Raw genomic sequence first — 18,505 nt, forward strand, 5'->3', positions numbered from 1 at the left:
GCGTAAACCGATTTCTCCGACGTCGCTGGGGAGTTTCCAGCGGCATCACCGTTCACCGGCGCTGGACGACGCGGCGCGGATCCATACGGAACCAGGTCATGCACAGGCGATCAGCCCGGCAGCCGGACCGGCATCAGCAGATAGATGTACGGGCTCGACAACGCCGCGAACGTTCCGGAGTCGAGCACCTCGGGTTCTTCGTCGGAGGCGGGCAGCAGCACCGCGGGCCTGCTCGGCGTGGTGAAGCCGAAGGTGACACGGTCGGAGTGCAGGGCGGACAAGCCGTCGATGAGATAGCCGGGGTTGAACGCGATGGTGAGCGATTCACCGCGGAAATCGGCCTCCAGCCACTCCTCGGCCCGGCCCGCGTCGTCACCGCCCGCGGACAGCAGCAGGCCGTCGGCGGAGAACTCCAGCCGCACCTGCGCGCCGCGTTCGGCGACCAGCGCGACGCGCTTGATCGCTTCGGTCAGCGCGGCGACGGCGAGGGTGGCGATGGAGGTGTGCTCCTTGGGGAGCAACTGGCGGAACTTGGGGAATTCCGCGTCGAGCAGGCGGGTGGTGGTCCGGCGTCCCGCGTTCACGATGCCGAGCAGGCCGTCCGACCCCGCACCGGTGCCCAGGGACAGCTGAACGGGCGCGTCGGAGGGCCCGAGCGTCTTGGCGGCCTCCGAGAGCGTCCTGGCCGGAATGAGCACCGAAGTCTCGATGTCGGCGCGCGCGGGCTGCCACTCGATGTGCCGGACGGCGAGGCGGAACCGGTCGGTCGCCGCGAGAACGACCTTTGATCCCTCGATCTCCACGCGGATACCGGTCAGCATCGGCAGGGTGTCGTCGCGTCCTGCTGCGACGGCGACCTGCCCGACGGCCTCGGCGAAGACATCCACACCGAGTTCACCGGTCTGCTGGGGCACCTCGGGCAGCTGGGGATAGTCCTCGACGGGCATGGTCGGCAGCGAGAACTTCGCGCTGCCACAGGTGATCAGCACGCGGGTGCCGTCCAAGGAGACGTCGACCGGCTTGTTGGACAGCGCCTTGGTGATGTCGGCCAGCAGACGCCCGGAGACGAGTACCTGGCCCGGGCCTGCGACCTCGGCCGCGACCCGCACCTGCGCGGAGACCTCGTAGTCGAAACCGGAGACGGTCAGGCCGTCCTCGTCGGCGACCAGCAGCACGCCGCCGAGCACCGGGACCGGAGGCCGGGACGGCAGGCTGCGCGCCACCCAGGCGACGGACTCGGCGAAATCCTCGCGGGCGACCCGAAACTTCATGCTTGCAAGCTCCATCGCCCGATCTGTCCTCTCCCGGTTCCGTGATCTGTTGTCGGCTCGTCAGTGTCGGTGCTCGAAAGGGTCCTGCCGAATCGGCCGCCTTCGCAGTCTGGCACAGGCGACAGACATCAAACCGTACCCGCGCGAGCGACGTGCACCTAGCCCGACCCTCCGGCGCCATGAATAGGCGAGTCCCGAGCGCGGACGAGCGGGCGGAGCACGGGGACCGAGTCGTGGGCATACCGCGGGCACGGACGACGGATGCCGGTCCGGCTTCGGCACTACTGGATCCCTTGTCGTCCTTGCCCGGAAACCGGGACCGCCGGCGAAGGTGCGGCGTCCGACCGACTTTCCACACACCCTGTTTTGAAGAGAGATCTCTAATGAGAAGAACTGAAGTAGTAGTAGGCGCTGTGGATTCTGTGGACTGCGCCCGAATCCGCTGCTCAGGGGGCGTGGTGCCGTGGGGATGGCCGTGGAGTGTCTCGAGGATGAACACGAGGGGTCTGTGGAGGTTCCGCAGTTGTCCCAGATTCATCCTCGAGTGGTCCTCGAGTTGTTCCACCGGATTCACCCGGTTGTTCACACATGTGCACGAAACCGTGGACAGCTCGAGGAATCCTCGAGGACTCCACACGGACTCCTCGAGGATTCCACAAGGCCCGATCCGGACAGGTCCCAGGTCAGCGCCTGTGCGCAAACATGCCTGGGGAAACTGTGGAATTCGCCCTGTGAGCGGACTCGAGGAGGCGATCACCGCGCCCTGTTAGCGGATCGGTGGACAAACCAGTGGATTCCTCGAGGACTCCACAGGGATTCCTCGAGGAATCCACAACCCACAAAAAAGCACCGCCCCAGGTCAGGGGCGGTGCTCGGGTGTGGATACCGCTCAGCGGGAGCGCTGCTTGATCCGGGCTGTGAGTTCCTGCACCTGGTCGTAGACGCGGCGCCGCTCGGTCATCTCCTTGCGTACCTTTTTCTCCGCGTACATCACCGTGGTGTGGTCGCGGCCGAACGCCTGGCCGATCTTCGGCAAAGACAGGTCGGTCAACTCGCGGCACAGATACATGGCGATCTGCCTGGCTTGGGCCAGCGGGCGAGCCTTACCGGGACCGGTGAGCTCTTCCAACGTGGTGTTGAAGTACTCCGCCGTGACGGCCATGATCGTGGCCGCGTTGATCTCCAGCGCCGCGGTGTCCGGCATCAGGTCGCGCAGCACCACTTCGGCCAGCGGAAGATCCAGTGGCTGGCCGTTCAGCGAGGCGAACGCGGTCACCCGGATCAGCGCGCCCTCCAGCTCGCGAATGTTGCGCTCCACCCGGCTGGCGATCAGCTCCAGCACGTCGTGTGGCACATCGAGCCGGTCCATGCGCGCCTTCTTGCGCAGGATGGCGATGCGCGTCTCCAGTTCCGGCGGCTGCACATCGGTGATCAGTCCCCATTCGAATCGCGTCCGCAGCCGCTCTTCCAGCGTGGCCAACTGCTTGGGGGGACGATCCGAGGAGACGACGATCTGTTTGTTCGCGTTGTGCAGCGTGTTGAAGGTGTGGAAGAACTCCTCTTGGATGCCTTCCTTGCCCTCGATGAACTGGATGTCGTCGACCAGCAGGATGTCGGTCTCGCGGTAACGGCGCTTGAACGCGACCTTGCGGTCGTCGCGCAGGCTGTTGATGAAGTCGTTGGTGAACTCTTCGGTCGACACGTACTTGACCCGCATACCCGGGAAGAGACGCTGCGCGTAATGGCCCGCCGCGTGCAGCAGGTGCGTCTTGCCCAATCCCGAGGCGCCCCAGACGAACAACGGGTTGTAGGCGCGGGCGGGGGCTTCGGCGATGGCGACGGCCGCCGCATGCGCGAAGCGGTTGGACGCGCCGATGACGAAGGTTTCGAAGGTGTACTTCGCGTTCAGGCTGGCCGAGGACGTCGACGGAGCGGGCGATTCCTGCGACTTGGCGAAGTAGGTGGGCCACGAGTTGCGGACGTTCACCACGGGCTCGTCGTCATGATCGCCGCGCGGACGTTCGGCCACCGGCTCACGTACCGGATCGTGCGCCGGTCCCGAGTCGTCGTCGTTGGTCTCGCGCAGCGGCGCACGGAGCGGGCCGCGCGCACTGCCCGGCGACGGTTCGGGGTTGAACAGCGACTCCTGCCCCGGCGGGATGGCAGGCTCCCGGCGCGGCGGAAGTCCGGGTTCGCGGCGCGGTGCGGCGTCCGGCCCGGACATCATGGGCAGTTCGGCCGTCGTGGAGTACTCACCGTGCTGTGGATAGTCGGTACGGGCGTACTCCGGCTGGCGGTACTCCTCCGGCGGAGCGAAGTCCTGCCCGTAGTCGGCGCCGGGGTAGTCGGAGCTGTCGTTGTAAGGAGAAGCCGCGGGGAAGTCGGCGGCGGGTTGTGCATAACGCGGCCCCGGGTACGCGTCGCGGCCGGGGAATTCCGAACCGGGGTAGGAGGCAGGAGGCCGGCCTTCTCGTGGGCGCTCGGGCCTGCTCGTCATCCGCGCGTGCCGTGGGGTGTTGCTCTGGCGGTCGACGGTCGGGGTGGTCGGGGCGGCGATCCGGACGCCGAGTCCTTCCACCTGGGGGCCGAGCCTGCGGCCGAGGGAACGGAGGATGGGCTCGCGCAGATCGCGTTCGATGGCCTCCTGAGCCAGCGACGAGGGCACGGAGAGCAGGGCGAACCCCTGTGCGACCGTCAGCGGCTTGACCAGTTTCAGCCAGGCCTGCTGCGCCCGGGTGACCGGAGGGATGGCGCCGTCCGGCGATCCGGTAGTCAGCTCGCTCACAACCTCGGGCCATACCGTGGCCAGCACGTTCTGCTCGTCGTCCATGCAGTTTCCTCCCCGGAGTAGGTCGATAGGAGCAGACGGCCGGGGCACGCGTGGAATGTGATGCTCGGGGGTGGTCCCGTGATCCTGCGTACGTCCGTAACCGGTTCGGACGCTGTCCGGGTCCCCCATCAGGACAGCGGCGTGGGCACCGTCGGCCCTACGAATATGCCACTCCAGGGGTCTTTCCACACAATTATCCACAGATGTGGAGAACCCTGGGGAGCTGTGAAACGCGCACATGCGCGGAGAGGACAACGCTGCGACCTGCGGTTCTACAGCAATCGTCCGGCTACGTACCTTGGTGGCCAAGTCTACGCGATGGCTAGGGGTGTGGACGAACTCACGGGGATGGCCGGAACGCCCGACTCCGGACGACCGATTCCACCTGGTCGCCGAGGCCGGGGAAACAGGGGGTCGAGTTTGACCCGTCCCGGACCGATCAGTACCCTCGTACAGTCACCCCTTGGTGCGGTGACGGTCTTGTGCTGACCGCGTTTAGGTCGTGATCGACCGACTGTGCGCCAGGACCGACGCGCGCCGATGATGACCAGACCTGCGATTCATTCGCGCAATATAGGTATCACCGACAAGCTTCGGGCACCACCTGGTGCCCGCCTACTCGAGGAGTGTTGACCGTGGCCAAGGGCAAGCGGACGTTCCAGCCGAACAACCGTCGTCGGGCGCGGGTTCACGGCTTCCGCCTCCGGATGCGCACCCGTGCGGGTCGCGCCATCGTCTCGGCGCGTCGCCGTAAGGGCCGCGCCTCCCTCACTGCCTGATCCTCGCTCTCGGACGCTCGGGTGTTGCCTGAGCCGTATCGGTTGCATCATCGTGCCGACTTCTCCCGGACGGTGCGCCGCGGCCAGCGAATCGGGAGGCGTGATCTGGTCGTGCATGCGCTCGCACACGGGTATGACGGAGTTGTGGGCGCGAATGGACGGAATGATCAGGTCCCGGACGACCTGCTGGTCCGCGTAGGCGGGCCGCGGTTCGGGTTGATCGTCAGCAAGGCGGTGGGCAACGCGGTGATTCGACATCGCGTGGCCCGCCGCCTGCGTCATATGTGCGCCCAGGTGGTCGACGAACTGCCGCCAGGGACCGATGTCGTGATCCGTGCGCTTCCGGGCGCCGCGACGGCTTCGTCGGAGGACCTGCTGCGCCAGGTACGCACCGCACTGCGCAAGCTCGGCCTCGCCGCCGAGACGGGCGTGTCGACGGGCGGCCGGGCATGAGCCTTTGGGCGAAGATCGCCAGACTGCCCGTGAACGTGCTGATCTTTTCGATCGAGCTGTATCGGACCTACGTCTCCCCTACCCGCATGCCGGTGTGCCGTTTCACCCCGACCTGTAGCGAGTACGCGGTTACCGCACTGCGCACTCGGGGCCTGTTCATCGGGCTCGGACTGACGGTCGTGCGTTTGGCCAAATGCGCGCCCTGGCACCCTGGTGGGTGGGACCCCGTCCCGGAACGGAAGCGGAGCACATCCCGCGCCGTGCCGGCGGACGGGTCAGCGACCGACGCGGCGACGCAGGGACCGAGCCTGCCCGCCGAACCGCGGTCGGAGCCGAACGCTTGTAAAGGATCGCCGCACGCGGTGATCGGCGACACGAACGACGGGAGTGCATAGAGCCGTGCTCGACTTCATTTATTACCCGGTGTCCTGGATCCTCTGGTTCTGGCATCGGGTCTTCGGGTTCGCGTTCGGCGCGGACAACGGTCTCACCTGGGCGCTGGCCGTGGTGTTCCTGGTGTTCACCTTGCGCCTGGTGCTCTACAAGCCGTTCGTCAAGCAGGTGCGCACCACCAAGCAGATGCAGGAACTGCAGCCGCAGATCAAAGAGCTGCAGAAGAAATACAAGAACGATCGCCAGAAGATGGCGGTCGAGATGCAGAAGCTGCAGAAGGACAACGGCTTCAACCCGCTGATGGGTTGCCTGCCTATCCTCGCTCAGGTCCCGGTGTTCCTCGGACTCTTCCATGTGCTTCGCTCGTTCAACCGGACCGGCCACGGCCTCGGTCAGCTCGCGATGACGCCGGAGCAGAACGCGAACACCGCGAACTACGTCTTCAGTGCGGCCGATGTCCAGTCCTTCCTGAGCGCCCGTATCTTCGGAGCGCCGATCTCGGCGTTCATCACCACACCCGTCAACGAACTGCAGGCATTCGCCAGCTACGGCGGCGTACCGAGCAAGCTGAGCATCGCGCTCGTCGCAATTCCCCTGATGGTCATCGCGGGTCTGGCGACCCACTTCAACGCCCGCGCGTCGGTGGCGCGGCAGACGCCGGAAGCCGCGGCCAACCCGCAGGCCGCGATGATGAACAAGCTCGCGCTGTGGGTGTTCCCCCTCGGCGTGCTCGTCGGTGGCCCGTTCCTGCCCATCGCCATCCTGCTGTACTGGGTGTCCAACAACATCTGGACCTACGGGCAGCAGCACCTCGTGTTCGGTCGCATGGCGAAAGAAGAAGAAGCCAAGAAGCAGGCGAAGCTGGAGCAGCGCGCGCAGAACGCGCCGAAGCCCGGCGCCAAACCGGTCAACGTGAAGAAGAAGCCGGCATCCACCGCCGCGGCCGATGCCGGGTCGGACGAGGACACTGCTGCCGCATCGACGAATGGCACCGCGAAGCCGTCGAAGCAGGCCGCGGGCCAACGCCGACCGGCCGGCCAGAAGCGGCCGGGCAACCGGGGTAGGGCGAATCAGAAGCGCAGGCGCTGACGACCGATCGGTGGGCTGATCCGCCTACCTCGACCGCTGAGCAACCCTTGATCGCGAATACCGCCCGGCGGCGATTGCCCGGCGCGCGCGATGAGCAGATGAAGGAAATCAAATGACTGTTGAGACCGACGGAGGGGATGCCACCGTGGCGACGACGATGGCGAACGCCGAGGCGGACACCGGCGATGTCGTGACCGATGCCGAGGAAGCGCTCATCGAGGAAGGCGAGATCGCCGGCGACTACCTCGAGCAGCTGCTCGACGTACTGGACTTCGACGGCGACATCGATCTCGACGTGGAAGGCGACCGTGCGGTGGTGAGCATCGACGGCGGACGCGATCTGACGAAGCTCGTCGGACGCAACGGCGAGGTGCTCGACGCGTTGCAGGAGCTGACTCGTCTGGCCGTCCAGCAGGCGACCGGCGTGCGCAGCAGACTGATGTTGGACGTAGCAGGGTGGCGGGCCAAACGGCGGTCCGAACTGAGCGAACTCGGAGCGGCGGCGGCGCAGCGAGTGCTGGACTCCGGCGAGCCGGAGTCGCTCGCGCCCATGACGCCGTTCGAGCGCAAGATCGTGCACGACGCGGTGGCCGCTGTGGAGGGTGTCAGCAGCGAGAGTGAAGGCGTGGAACCGAACCGGCACGTGGTGGTTGTTCCCGGTTGACCCACGGCATCCCCAAGCGGGCGGCATGTTTCGCGGCCCGGACGGGTAGTGGTTGGATAGGGCCTCTGGTCTTCGGATCGGGGGCCTTGTTCGTGTCCGGAGCCCGATTGCTCGCTCGTAGATCGACCCGAGTTCGGAAGGATGTTTCACGTGGAACGAGATCTCGGTGGAGCCGCCGCGGTACCCGCGGAGCTGGAGCCACCCGCGTCGGCAGCCACCGTTTTCGGCGACCGACTCGATCTCGCGCGTCGATATTGCACGGCGCTGGCGACCGCGGGCGTGGAGCGCGGCTTGATCGGCCCACGCGAGGTGCCCCGCCTCTGGGATCGCCACATCCTCAACTGTGCAGTCCTCGGCGAGTTGATCGCTGAGGGAGCCTCCGTGGTCGACATCGGCAGTGGCGCCGGCTTGCCCGGTATCCCGCTTGCGATCGCGCGGCCGGACCTGCGGATCACCCTGGTCGAACCATTGCTGCGCCGAACCGTGTTTCTGAGCGAGTTCATCGAATCGGTGGATTTGGATGTAACCGTGGTGCGAGGACGGGCCGAGCAGTCCGGTGTGATGAAAGAAGCCGGTGGCGCGGACGTTGTCACCTCTCGCGCGGTAGCTCCGCTCGGCAAACTCGCTCAGTGGTCACTCCCCCTCCTACGCGACCACGGGCACATGCTCGCACTCAAGGGTTCCAGCGCAGCAGAAGAACTGGAACGTGATGGCGCCGCTCTGGCGAAAGCCGGAGCCGGCAATGCGGTCGTGCTGCAATGCGGTGTCGGCCTGGTGGCCACGCCCACCATGGTGATCAGCGCCGAACGGCTCCCCCGCGCGGAGCGCAGTTCCCTGCGACGGGCCGAACGAGCGGTCGAACGCGAAGGTAAGGCAGAGCGGACGGCGGCGAAGGAACGCGGGCGCAAGCGTGCGACGCGCAAGGCCAAGTAGAAGCTTCGACGCCGAAGATGTCATAACCGACCTAGGACCTGGGCACATTTCGTCACCCTGACGAAATGATGAAAGTCGAACACCGTCAAGCGGATATGTTCGCTACCCGGAATCCCACCGCGATCGCCATCGGGCGCGCGAAAACATCATCCATACGTGCCGAGTCGCCCGGCCGTAGCTCGGTATCAGGCGCGCCCAGCATTCGCGCGTTGTCCGCGTCGAATGCGACGCGGCGGATCCGTTCGGGCTGTGGACTGTTCGGCCTCGAACAGCCAGTGCCGCGCGCCTGTCGGACACGTTGCTGGCAAACGGGCACCAGCCCGTTCACCCCGAGGGAGGCGACAACAGAACCGCGTCTGGCGGCGCCCGAGTTCCCGAGGATCCATCCGAGGTAGTGGTGAAGTCGCTTCACTGGTTGGCGACGTCAAGTCGAATGGCTACCGCCTCCGTATGTTTCACGTGAATCGGAGCCGAGCGCTGCGGTTCGCGGCCAGCGCGCCTGACCATCCCAATGTTTCACGTGAATCACAGTCGGCTTCTTGTCGGGCCACGACGTGTCATCGTCGCCGCCGCCGCGCGCGGCCGGGTGAGGTCGGAAGGAGCATCTTCGGCGGGAGGGTCGGGCATGGGAGGTGCCGGTGCGATCATCCACCGTGTGACGGTTAACAGAGTCCTCTGCATCCTGGAAGATTGCGGTGCGGCAAAGAGATTTGTTGCTTCTAGGTGCGCTGTGCGAAGGAGCCTTCGGCGCCCTCTTGCAGACGGGCGTTAGCCGAGCGTGACTGCGTGTGCCTCGCGGCGCGGCAGGCCAAGCCAGTCCGTTGAGTATTTGGATAGCGCGCTCGCGTCATGCCGGGTTGCGGAGCATAAAGGATCGAGTGTTCTACGCACCGGGCCATTCCCATTGCGCCCCTGACTTGGTTCGCGCCAACTACGGACATGCCGAGCGGCGAGGTGAGTGCGCACAGGCGAAGGTGATTCGCGCACCAGAGTGGATGTGTGCGGCGGCGCAGATGAGAGGAGTGCACGAAAGCGATAGCGGGGCGAATTCTAGAGGCGCAGGTTGGTGAACCGCGCAGAAGGCTGAAGCGCGGAAGGTGCGGCGCACCGGCGAAGAGGAAGCAAGGTGCGCCACGCGGTAGATGGGTACAGAACGACGGAGTGCGCAGACGAAGGTGAAGGCACGGAGGGTGGAGCCGCGGACGTGGTGGGCACGAGAGCCGAGGGCACGCATGAGCTGAGCGCGCGGAAGGGCGGGAGCGTGCGGAAGGGGGAAGGGCACAAGGGCGGAAAGCGCGAGAACCGAGGGCGTGGACGAGTGGTGTGCATGAAGAGCCGGGAGGCGCGTGAGAGCCGAGCGCGCGAACGAGCGGTGACACGGAGGAGCCGAGCGCACGGACGAGCGGTGACACGGAAGAGTGGGAAAGTGCGAGAACTGGGCGCGCGGACTAGCGGAGGGCGCGGAAGAACTGAGCGTGGTAGGGCGGAGGGCGCGGAAGGATGGGAGAGCGGCGCACGGATGCGCGTTGAGCACGAAGAACCGAGGGGTGCATGGGAGTGAGCGCGCGGACGAGGGGTGGACACGGTAGGGCGGTGGACACGGTAGGGCGGAGCGCGCGGTAGGGCGGAGCGCGCGGTAGGGCGGAGCGCGCGGTAGGGCGGAGGGTCGCTGGCAGGGCGGAGGGCGCGGAAGGGTGGGAGAGCGCAAGACTGGGCGCGCGGATGAGCGGTGGGCATGAAGAGCCGAGGGGCGCGCGAGAAGTGAGCGCGCGGACGAGCGGTGGACACGGAAGAGTCGAGCGCGCGGGAGAACTGAGCGCGCGGAAGGGCGGGAGAACGCGGAAGGGCGGGAGAGTGCGAGAACCGAGAGCGCGCACGAGCGGAGATCGCAGAAGGTGAAGCGCGCCCGAGTGAAGGGTACGCACGAACGAAAGGCGCGAAAGGGAGAGGGCACGAAAGGGCGGAGGGGCAGCGACGGCGGGCAGTGAGGTCGGCATACAACACGGGCATGATGCGGCTGTATCCGCGATATGCAAGTCTTCGGAATCGGCAGGCGGTTGGGCCCGAGGTGGTTCCCCCTCCCATAAGCAAACGCCCACGCTGGAGAAGTGATTGTCTGCGGGTGGCGCGACCAGTGCACCTCGCGAGCAGTGGGCTATCTGGGGCGCTGTGTGCGCAAGCTTGGAGATTGCGGCACACGATGATTCACGTGAAACATCGTGTGCGGTGTTGAACAGACGGCGGAACCGAGTGGCTGATACTTCCCTTCAGCTCGGATCGCCAACGGCCGGTCTTCCATTGGCGATGCGGCTGCATATGCTCCAGCCTTCCGGCGGAGCACTTCTCCGCCTCTGCCACACTCGATCGCTGCCGCATCCTAAAGCGGATCGCCGATGGCTTAGTGCGGCACGCAGTGGAACACTCGCCCGTTTCCGCTCAGCATCCCCGGCATGACACGAGCACGATTCAGGCACCCGACGCCGATGCACTTCCAAGGCATGGTGGAATCCCCTGTCCGTTATCGCCATCGGCCGCTGCAACGTCCATCGCCTCGTCGTCCGCCACTTTCGTGACCAGGTGAGCCCATCCCGTGGAACGAAGAAGTATCCGCTGGACGGAGGACGCTCGTCGAGGCGGCCGGAAGCAGGTCGGCCGAACCGTCGCTGCGACCCAGCCGCCCGGTCTTCGATGCTCAGTCCGTCAGGTCGAACCGTCCCGCCCCCTGGTTCGCGGCCAATGTTTCATGTGAAACAGCGCGCGTGGCGGAGTGAATTCGTGCGGATTTGCGTGTCGCTTTGCGCCTCGCCGCGATTCAGCTTTCTTAAACCGCTCAGTGCTGGCAAGCTAGTGTCCGTCGGGCGTGAGCGTAGGTGCCACGGAGGGATCTGGTTGTCACAGCGGCGAGGAGCTCCGCTCGGTCGATCGGGCGCTGCGGACCCGGTTGTGCATCGTGTTCGATCCGACAAAGGCTGTTGCTGGCACGGCGCCGATCCGTCCTATCGCGCGTACGTGTTCTGAAGTTTCTCGGGTTAGGAGCTGTCTATGTCGAGCGGTCCGGCGAATGTTTCACGGGAAACAACGTCGCGCGTGCCGGGGATGCTGGACTCCAGCAATTTCGACGCGGAGGCATTCGGAAATACGCCGTTCGGGCACATCTCCCCCAGTGAGACCCCGATCGCTGCCGAAGCGCAACGTGCAAGTCAGGTCCTCCATCCAGGAAAGGTGACTGTGCCGAAACCGCACGAGCAACGCATCATCACGATCGCCAATCAGAAGGGCGGGGTCGGGAAGACGACCACCACCGTGAATCTGGCGGCTGCCCTGGCGCATCAGGGGATGACGGTTCTCGTGATCGATCTCGACCCACAGGGCAACGCCAGCACCGCCCTGGGTATCGAGCACCATTCGGGCGTCCCCTCCAGTTACGAGTTGCTCATCGGCGAGGTCTCGGTGAGGGACGCGATCCAGACGAGCCCGCACAGTGAGCGTCTCCTGTGTATCCCCGCGACCATCGATCTGGCGGGCGCCGAGATCGAACTCGTGTCGATGGTGGCCAGGGAGGGTCGGCTGAAAGCCGCGATCCAAGAGGCGAACATCGCCGGTTACGACATCGATTACGTGATGATCGACTGCCCGCCTTCCTTGGGTCTGCTGACGGTGAACGCGCTCGTCGCGGCGAAGGAGGTGCTGATCCCGATCCAGTGCGAGTACTACGCGCTGGAGGGCGTCGGTCAGTTGCTCCGCAATATCGGACTGGTGCAGGCGCACCTGAATCCGGAACTCCACGTCTCGACCGTGATCCTCACGATGTACGACGGTCGCACCAAGTTGGCCGACCAGGTCGCGGAGGAGGTCCGCGGGCACTTCGGCGATGTCGTGCTGCGGTCGGTGATCCCACGCAGTGTGAAGGTGTCGGAGGCGCCCGGTTACGGCATGACGGTGCTCGATTATGATCCAGGCTCCCGGGGCGCGATGAGCTACCTGGATGCCGGACGTGAGATGGCGGCCCGCGCGGTCCCGCGCGTCGCCGCAACGAAGTCGGCGGAGTGACTCGGCGGGCCGGGTCGGCGCCCTGCACAGTCCGGTTTGGTGGCGGAACGAGGAAGGGGTCGGTAGACCGATGAGTCAGGCGAAGAAGGGTGGGCTCGGGCGCGGTCTCGCCGCGCTGATTCCGACGACACCGACGGCCGCTCCGGGCCTCAGCAGCGCCGCTGCGAGTGTCATCGGTCTGGATCCGGTCGGGCCGCAGCCCCCCTCCACCTATCTGCATCGGGTACCGGATCCGGCCGACAACGCCGAACTCGAGGCCGGCGGCGCCATCTACCGGGAGATCCCGCCGGACCAGATCGAGCCGAATCCGAAGCAGCCGCGCACGGTCTTCGAAGAAGACGCCCTAGCCGAGCTGGTGCATTCGATCCGCGAATTCGGTCTGATGCAGCCGATCGTGGTGCGCCGGACCGAGCCGGGCGTGGACCGCTATCAGCTGGTCATGGGCGAGCGGCGCTGGCGAGCGTGCCAGGAAGCGGGCCTCGCCGCCATTCCCGCGATCGTCCGGGAGACCGCGGACGAGTCTATGTTGCGCGACGCCCTGCTGGAGAACATCCACCGGGTGCAGCTGAACCCGCTCGAAGAGGCGGCGGCCTATCAGCAGCTGCTGGAGGAATTCGACGTCACCCACGAGGAATTGGCCTCGCGAATCGGCCGCTCTCGACCGGTTGTGACGAATATGATCCGTCTACTGAAGTTGCCGATCCCGGTGCAGCGCCGGGTCGCGGCGGGCGTACTGTCCGCCGGGCACGCGCGAGCACTGCTCGGTCTCGAAGCGGGTGCGGACGCTCAAGAGGTGCTTGCCGCCCGAATCGTCGCCGAGGGACTCTCGGTCCGGGCCACCGAGGAAGCTGTCATGCTGGCGAACCGAGAGCAGGACGCGGCCGCGCCCTCTCCCGTCGTCCGTCGCAAGCCGATCGAGATGCCGGGCCTACAAGCCGTGGCCGATCGGCTGTCCGGCTCCTTCGACACCCGGGTCCTCGTGAGTATGGGCAAGCGCAAAGGCAAGATCGTCGTCGAGTTCGGGTCGGTCGAAGACCTCGAAAGGATCGTCGCCCTGATGGAGCAGAGCGCGCCCCAGGTGTGACAGAAGTGACGAAATTAAACTTGTGGTTTCGATAGGTGCGTGTTCCCGGCTGAAACGTCACTGTGACGGCAGGGTTTCGCGCGGTCGTGGAGCGCGGGTCGCTCCCGGCGAAGCAACACAAGTTCTTTTGACCAACAGCACAGCGACATGGAATGAGGCGGGTTCCCCTTGATCGCTTATTCTTGCTGGCGAACAGACTTTGATGCGACGTGAGCGTGGATGAATCGGACAGCTGGAGGCTGAGCAGAGCGGTGTCGACCAGCGTCACAGCACTAACCCTCGGCGGACTGGAAAAGCTTCCCGCGCACGCGCGGCGCTGCGTCTTCTGGGAAATGGACCCCGCGGTGGCGGAGGACTCGCGCAATTTCAGCGATCCGGTGTTCGAGAAGGAAGCCTGGCTGTCCACGGTCATGCTGGAGTGGGGTTCGTGCGGACAGGTGGCGAACGTCGACGGCAGCGTCGCCGGCTGTGCCTTCTACGCACCGCCGAGGGTGGTACCTCGGGCCGCGCTCTTCCCCACCTCCCCCGTGAGCCCGGACGCGATCCTGCTGACCACGCTGCGGGCCGAATTTCCGTATCAGGGCGCCGATGTAGCCCATCGCCTGGTCCAGGCCGTGGTAGCCGATCTGGTGCGCCGTGGCGTGCGCGCTCTGGAAGCGTTCGGCATCCGTACCGACCCTGCGACGCAGGCGCTCGCGGAGCGATCCGGCTCGATGACATTGCTCGAGCGGATCGTCGCACCGATCAAGGGGGCGGGTGCAGCGGGCGCGACGACCGAGTGCTCGCCCGAGAGCTGCATGATCGACGCCGACTTCCTGGAGGATGTCGGCTTCGAGGTCGTGGCCCAGCATCACAGATTCCCCCGCTTGCGGTTGGAACTCGACTCCGACCACGGCTGGAAGGAAGACGTCGAACGGGCGCTGGATCAGCTGCTCGCGGCGGCATCGATGACCGCGCCGACCCGCATCGGGGCGCGCTGACGCAAACGCCGAAACGCCCTCTGCCGAGTCGGAAGGCAGGGGGCGTTTTCGTTGCGAGAAAGCCGAGGCTACATACGGTCCGCGGCGGCCAGCTCTTCGGCCAGCAGCTCAGCGAACGTGTAGGTACCGGTCGGCTGGTCGTCCTGCCCGAGCAGGTACAGCCGCTTCACCGAGATCAAGATGGCTTCGGCGATCACGTCGCGCATGCGCGGGTTGGTGAGCACCGAGGCATCGTATTCGTTGGTCAGATAACCGATGTCGACCTGCACGGTGGGCATCTTGGTGAGACGCAGAAGATCCCAGGTTCGCGCATGGGTTCGGCAGTCCTGCAGAGAGGTTCGGGCAACGACCTCCCGCTGGATGAACCCGGCCAGCACCTGCCCGATCATGGACACCGAGCCGTGCGAGTTACCGAAGTAGAACCCGGCCACACCGTTGGCCAGCGGGCTCGGGTTGGTGGCACAGCGCAGCGAGATCATCAAGTCGGCGTCGAAGGCGTTGGACGTGTCCGCGCGTTCGGCGTCGGTGGGGTTGGCGCCCCACGGACGCGACAGGAAGGTCTCCATGCCCGTGGCCGCCATCCGCCCTTCCAGACGGCTGGCCAGGTCCCACAGGATTTCCGACTCGTAGACCTCGCCGTATTCGGAGGGTACGGCGCAACCCTTGTCGGGACCGCCGAGACCCGGATCGATGACGATCCGCTTGCCGGTCAGCTGGGGCCCCGCCCGGTGCACCACCTCTTCCTCGGCGATCCGGTGTGGATTGCCTCCGGTCACCCTGGCGCCGAGCAGATCCAGCGAGCGCAAGGTGTCGGGACCGCAGATACCGTCCGCGGACAGCCCGATCTCCCGTTGGAAAGCGGTCAACGCGTCATGGGTGTGCGGACCGAAGTAGCCGTCGACGCGGTGCACGTAGAAGCCGAGGTCCTGCAACCTGCGCTGAAGCGTGGCCACGTCGTCGCCGTACAGCGGCGCGGACAACTGGTAGATCAGCGTGCGCGCGCCGAGCCGGTAGGACGCTTCCTTCAGTGCCCGGTAGGTGGCCGGGCCGACCACGCCGTCGACGAGCAAGCCGCGATGCTGCTGGAATGCGCGAACCGCGGAGTCGAGGTGGTGGTCGAAGGAGACCTCGGTGTCCTTCCAATACTCGCGCGTGTCCGCGTGGTCGGTAGCGATGTGCGCGTGTAGGAACCCAAGGCTTGCCAGGGTGCTCCGAACCTCTGCTACGGCTGGACCGGAATCGCCGTGACGAAGTCGGTGCATGCGTGAGAGCCCTTTCCTTCCGTCAAACCCGCGGGTACCCACTCATGCGATGGGATACACCTTCGCACGACCGGAACGTCGGTCGATTGTCTCAGACCCGGACCGGGTTTCGACAATCCCCGGGTCCAGGCATCGTACGGCGCGTCGTCGGATCGCGCCGTCAGATGACGTCTTCGAGTTCGCGCAGAAGAGCCGCTTTGCCCTTCGCCCCGACGATCTGCTTGACCGGCTTACCGCCGCGGAACAGCATCATAGTGGGCAGCGAGAGGATCTGATAATCGCGGGCGGTGCTCGGGTTGGCGTCCACGTCCACCTTCGCGATGGTCAGCTTGTCCGCGTACGCGGCCGCGATCTCCTCCAAGACGGGCGCAACCATCTTGCATGGTCCGCACCAGTCCGCCCAGAAATCGACGAGGACGGGCTTCTCACTCAACAGCACGTCGTCGGCGAAGGACGCGTCGGTGACGGTGACCGTGTTGGCGGACTCGGGCATGGGTGTTCTCCTTGCGATACAGCGAGATGAAAGGTGTTGATCGTTCGCGCGAGCTCAGTTGGCGGGGACGGTTACCGACTCACCCGCGTGGGCGAGGGTGTTCGAGGTGATGTCGCCCTGGTCGGCCAACCAGCGCTCGGCGTCGATGGCCGCCCGGCAACCCGTGCCCGCGGCGGTGATCGCCTGGCGATAGGTGTGGTCGACGAGATCGCCTGCGGCGAAGACGCCGGGGATCTCGGTGGCGGTGGTCGGGTGCTGCACCAGTACATAGCCCTCGTCGTCCAAGGCGACCTGGCCCTTGACGAGTTCGCTGCGTGGGTCGTGGCCGATCGCGACGAACAGGCCGGTGGCGGCCAGCTCGGAGGTCTCGCCGGTCCTGGTGTCGCGCAGGGTCAGGTGGGTGACGCTGGTCTCACCGTGCACCTCGACCACTTCGGCGTTGAGCGCGAACTTGATCTTCTCGTTCGCCTTCGCCCGCTCCAGCATGATGCGGGAGGCGCGGAACTCCTCGCGGCGGTGCACGATGGTGACGCTGGCGGCGAACTTGGTGAGGAAGGTCGCCTCTTCCATCGCGGAGTCGCCGCCGCCGACCACCACGATGTCCTGGCCCTTGAAGAAGAAACCGTCGCAGGTGGCGCAGGCGCTGACACCGCGGCCGAGCAAGCGCTGTTCCCCCGGAACGTTCAGGTAGCGTGCGGCCGAGCCCATGGCGAGGATGACGGCGTAGGCCTCGAAGGTCTCCCCGCCGACGACGACCTTCTTGATCGGGCCGGTCAAGTCGACGGCATCCACGTCCTCGGTGCGGATATCCGCGCCGAACCGCTTGGCCTGCTCGCGCATCTCCTCCATGAGATCAGGGCCCATGATGCCGCCGCGGAAGCCGGGGAAGTTCTCGACCTCGGTGGTGGTCATCAGCGCGCCGCCGAACTGGGTCCCCTCGAACTGCAGCGGTTGGAGCTCGGCACGGCCCGCGTAGACGGCGGCCGTGTAACCGGCGGGTCCGGAGCCGATGATGATCAGGTCGCGAACTGGCGTGCCGGTGTCGTTTCTTTGCTCGCTACGCTCGCTCATGGGGCCCTTCCGGGAAAATTCGATCGGACGTGTCGGTCAACAACAGGGTAATGGCTGTTGTTCCCGGCTTGTCCGGGTCACACCCGTGTGCGTGGCGCAGATCGCAAGGTCAGCCGATGTCCTGCAATGCCTTGCGCTGTGGATCGCCGGTACCGCAGCCGGTTCCGACCACCAGCGCGGTGATCTTGGGCGGTTGCGGGCCGTTGAGCAGGATGAGCACCGCGTTGCCGCCCTGGAATCTGATGTCGGTCGACCCGAGCACCGTGCGGTCGAGACCGTTCGCCCGGACACAACGTTCGAGCGCTTCGGTGCCTGCCAGCGATCCGGTGACGTTGTTCCTGCCGAGTGCGCTGAGGGCCATGGTGGCGCTGAGATCGTCACCCCAGTCGTCGTTCCCCGGGGTCGGTTGTGCCGTGGGCGCGGGGGCATCGCCGTCGAAGGACGTCGAGAACCAGGCACCGGCGCCCGCCACCGTGACTATCGCCGCGGCCGCCGCCGCGAGCCAACGGGATCTGCCGCGCCGATGTCCACCGAAAACCACCGGCGCGGTTCCGGAAACCTCTGCTGCCGCAGTGGATTCGTGCGCCCGGGTGGGGTAGAGCTGGTGAACCGTGGCGTTCTCCGCAGGAGTCTCCTCGGGCGGTTCCAGTTCATCGATGGACAGAGCGAGCCGGGCCGCCACGTCCTGCGGGATCGAATGGATGATGTGCTCATCCCGGCCGAGAGCACGCAACTCGGTGGTGACCTCGTCCAGCGCATCCAGGTACCGCACTGCCTCCGGGTCGCGCGAGACCGCGGGCCAGAGCTGCTCTCGCTGCGCCGATGTCACATTGTCGGCATGCAGGTCGGCCAGCAATTCGGGCGTGAACGGGGGCTGCGGCACGGACCGGGTAGCCATCGCACCTCCGTTGTTCGCATCTGACATCGCGGGGATCCCCTCGCCGACGGGACCTGCCTCTGAATCGTTCAGTGGTTCGTCACTGTTAATGACGCATCCCAACTACCTCCGGTTCCCCGGATCACGCAGATAATCCAATCGCTCTTTCAACCGCTGCCGGCCGCGAGCGCACCTGCTTTTGATCGTTCCCTCCGGCACACCCAGCAAAGCGGCCGCCTCGGCCACGCTATACCCCTCCACATCCACCGCGACCAA

Annotated in this window: 16 protein-coding genes; 9 read left to right on the plus strand and 7 right to left on the minus strand. The window is 66.0% G+C overall.

All coding sequences use genetic code 11. The features are described from left to right. Positions 1 to 110 precede the first annotated feature (110 nt). Together dnaN and dnaA are read right to left on the minus strand one after the other, a co-directional pair. Entirely contained in the window at positions 111 to 1,286 is a 1,176-nt protein-coding gene (dnaN, locus tag ABZ420_RS33465; protein WP_357131426.1) for a DNA polymerase III subunit beta, read from the minus strand. Positions 1,287 to 2,160: 874 nt separating this feature from the next. Then, complete coding sequence (dnaA, locus tag ABZ420_RS33470; RefSeq protein WP_357131428.1) at positions 2,161 to 4,101, minus strand: chromosomal replication initiator protein DnaA; 1,941 nt, start codon at positions 4,099 to 4,101, stop codon at positions 2,161 to 2,163. A gap of 635 nt (positions 4,102 to 4,736) precedes the next feature. Between dnaA and rpmH the strand changes: the two genes are divergently transcribed. The 9 genes from rpmH (at position 4,737) to ABZ420_RS33515 (ending at position 14,526) form a co-directional block, all read left to right on the plus strand. Next, complete coding sequence (gene rpmH, locus ABZ420_RS33475) at positions 4,737 to 4,880, plus strand: 50S ribosomal protein L34 (RefSeq protein WP_006550910.1); 144 nt, start codon at positions 4,737 to 4,739, stop codon at positions 4,878 to 4,880. Positions 4,881 to 4,901: 21 nt separating this feature from the next. After that, complete coding sequence (rnpA, locus tag ABZ420_RS33480) at positions 4,902 to 5,333, plus strand: ribonuclease P protein component (RefSeq protein WP_357131431.1); 432 nt, start codon at positions 4,902 to 4,904, stop codon at positions 5,331 to 5,333. After that, positions 5,330 to 5,728 carry a membrane protein insertion efficiency factor YidD gene (yidD, locus tag ABZ420_RS33485; RefSeq protein WP_357131434.1) on the plus strand — a complete coding sequence of 133 codons (399 nt, stop codon included), beginning with the start codon at positions 5,330 to 5,332 and terminating at the stop codon, positions 5,726 to 5,728. The genes rnpA and yidD overlap by 4 nt, the downstream gene beginning before the upstream one ends. A gap of 4 nt (positions 5,729 to 5,732) precedes the next feature. Further along, a complete protein-coding gene (gene yidC / locus ABZ420_RS33490) occupies positions 5,733 to 6,815 on the plus strand; it encodes a membrane protein insertase YidC (RefSeq protein WP_357131437.1) in 1,083 nt (360 codons plus the stop codon). Positions 6,816 to 6,972: 157 nt separating this feature from the next. Continuing rightward, a complete protein-coding gene (locus tag ABZ420_RS33495) occupies positions 6,973 to 7,479 on the plus strand; it encodes a protein jag (protein WP_051175727.1) in 507 nt (168 codons plus the stop codon). A 141-nt stretch (positions 7,480 to 7,620) separates the two neighbouring features. Continuing rightward, the gene (gene rsmG / locus ABZ420_RS33500; RefSeq protein WP_357131440.1) at positions 7,621 to 8,412 is read left to right on the plus strand and encodes a 16S rRNA (guanine(527)-N(7))-methyltransferase RsmG; all 792 of its coding nucleotides are present in this window, start codon (positions 7,621 to 7,623) and stop codon (positions 8,410 to 8,412) included. A gap of 3,042 nt (positions 8,413 to 11,454) precedes the next feature. After that, the gene (locus tag ABZ420_RS33505) at positions 11,455 to 12,462 is read left to right on the plus strand and encodes a ParA family protein (RefSeq protein ID WP_083864147.1); all 1,008 of its coding nucleotides are present in this window, start codon (positions 11,455 to 11,457) and stop codon (positions 12,460 to 12,462) included. A gap of 70 nt (positions 12,463 to 12,532) precedes the next feature. Then, positions 12,533 to 13,546: a ParB/RepB/Spo0J family partition protein gene (locus tag ABZ420_RS33510; protein WP_357131443.1), complete on the plus strand. Its 1,014-nt coding sequence runs from the start codon at positions 12,533 to 12,535 to the stop codon at positions 13,544 to 13,546. Positions 13,547 to 13,797: 251 nt separating this feature from the next. Then, positions 13,798 to 14,526: a GNAT family N-acetyltransferase gene (locus tag ABZ420_RS33515; protein ID WP_357131458.1), complete on the plus strand. Its 729-nt coding sequence runs from the start codon at positions 13,798 to 13,800 to the stop codon at positions 14,524 to 14,526. 68 nt (positions 14,527 to 14,594) lie between these two features. Here ABZ420_RS33515 and ABZ420_RS33520 read toward each other — a convergent pair whose 3' ends face one another. From ABZ420_RS33520 to ABZ420_RS33540, 5 genes are all read right to left on the minus strand, one after another. Beyond that, positions 14,595 to 15,788 (minus strand): N-acetylmuramoyl-L-alanine amidase, encoded by a 1,194-nt coding sequence (locus ABZ420_RS33520; RefSeq protein ID WP_040871373.1) that lies wholly within the window; start codon positions 15,786 to 15,788, stop codon positions 14,595 to 14,597. 160 nt (positions 15,789 to 15,948) lie between these two features. Next, positions 15,949 to 16,281 (minus strand): thioredoxin, encoded by a 333-nt coding sequence (gene trxA, locus ABZ420_RS33525; RefSeq protein WP_357131446.1) that lies wholly within the window; start codon positions 16,279 to 16,281, stop codon positions 15,949 to 15,951. Between the two features lie 54 nt (positions 16,282 to 16,335). Continuing rightward, on the minus strand, positions 16,336 to 17,352 hold the full coding sequence (gene trxB, locus ABZ420_RS33530) for a thioredoxin-disulfide reductase (RefSeq protein WP_357131449.1): 1,017 nt from the start codon (positions 17,350 to 17,352) through the stop codon (positions 16,336 to 16,338). A 109-nt stretch (positions 17,353 to 17,461) separates the two neighbouring features. Further along, positions 17,462 to 18,250, minus strand: a complete 789-nt coding sequence (locus ABZ420_RS33535) for a hypothetical protein (protein ID WP_357131452.1) — start codon at positions 18,248 to 18,250, stop codon at positions 17,462 to 17,464. 102 nt (positions 18,251 to 18,352) lie between these two features. Next, positions 18,353 to 18,505, minus strand: a 153-nt coding sequence (locus ABZ420_RS33540) for a sigma factor-like helix-turn-helix DNA-binding protein (RefSeq protein ID WP_357131461.1), incomplete at its 5' end; no start/stop codon positions are given.

Origin of the sequence: Nocardia sp. NPDC005745, from assembly GCF_040630775.1 — a bacterium.
Taxonomy (GTDB): domain Bacteria; phylum Actinomycetota; class Actinomycetes; order Mycobacteriales; family Mycobacteriaceae; genus Nocardia.

Bases quoted from the DNA above. Each gene is read 5' to 3' on its own strand.
- dnaN (WP_357131426.1), bottom strand. From the start codon at position 1,286: ATGGAGCTTGCAAGCATGAAGTTTCGGGTCGCCCGCGAGGATTTCGCC.
- dnaA (WP_357131428.1), bottom strand. From the start codon at position 4,101: ATGGACGACGAGCAGAACGTGCTGGCCACGGTATGGCCCGAGGTTGTG.
- yidD (WP_357131434.1), top strand. From the start codon at position 5,330: ATGAGCCTTTGGGCGAAGATCGCCAGACTGCCCGTGAACGTGCTGATC.
- ABZ420_RS33495 (WP_051175727.1), top strand. From the start codon at position 6,973: ATGGCGAACGCCGAGGCGGACACCGGCGATGTCGTGACCGATGCCGAG.
- rsmG (WP_357131440.1), top strand. From the start codon at position 7,621: ATGTTTCACGTGGAACGAGATCTCGGTGGAGCCGCCGCGGTACCCGCG.
- ABZ420_RS33505 (WP_083864147.1), top strand. From the start codon at position 11,455: ATGTCGAGCGGTCCGGCGAATGTTTCACGGGAAACAACGTCGCGCGTG.
- ABZ420_RS33510 (WP_357131443.1), top strand. From the start codon at position 12,533: ATGAGTCAGGCGAAGAAGGGTGGGCTCGGGCGCGGTCTCGCCGCGCTG.
- ABZ420_RS33520 (WP_040871373.1), bottom strand. From the start codon at position 15,788: ATGCACCGACTTCGTCACGGCGATTCCGGTCCAGCCGTAGCAGAGGTT.
- trxA (WP_357131446.1), bottom strand. From the start codon at position 16,281: ATGCCCGAGTCCGCCAACACGGTCACCGTCACCGACGCGTCCTTCGCC.
- trxB (WP_357131449.1), bottom strand. From the start codon at position 17,352: ATGAGCGAGCGTAGCGAGCAAAGAAACGACACCGGCACGCCAGTTCGC.
- ABZ420_RS33535 (WP_357131452.1), bottom strand. From the start codon at position 18,250: ATGGCTACCCGGTCCGTGCCGCAGCCCCCGTTCACGCCCGAATTGCTG.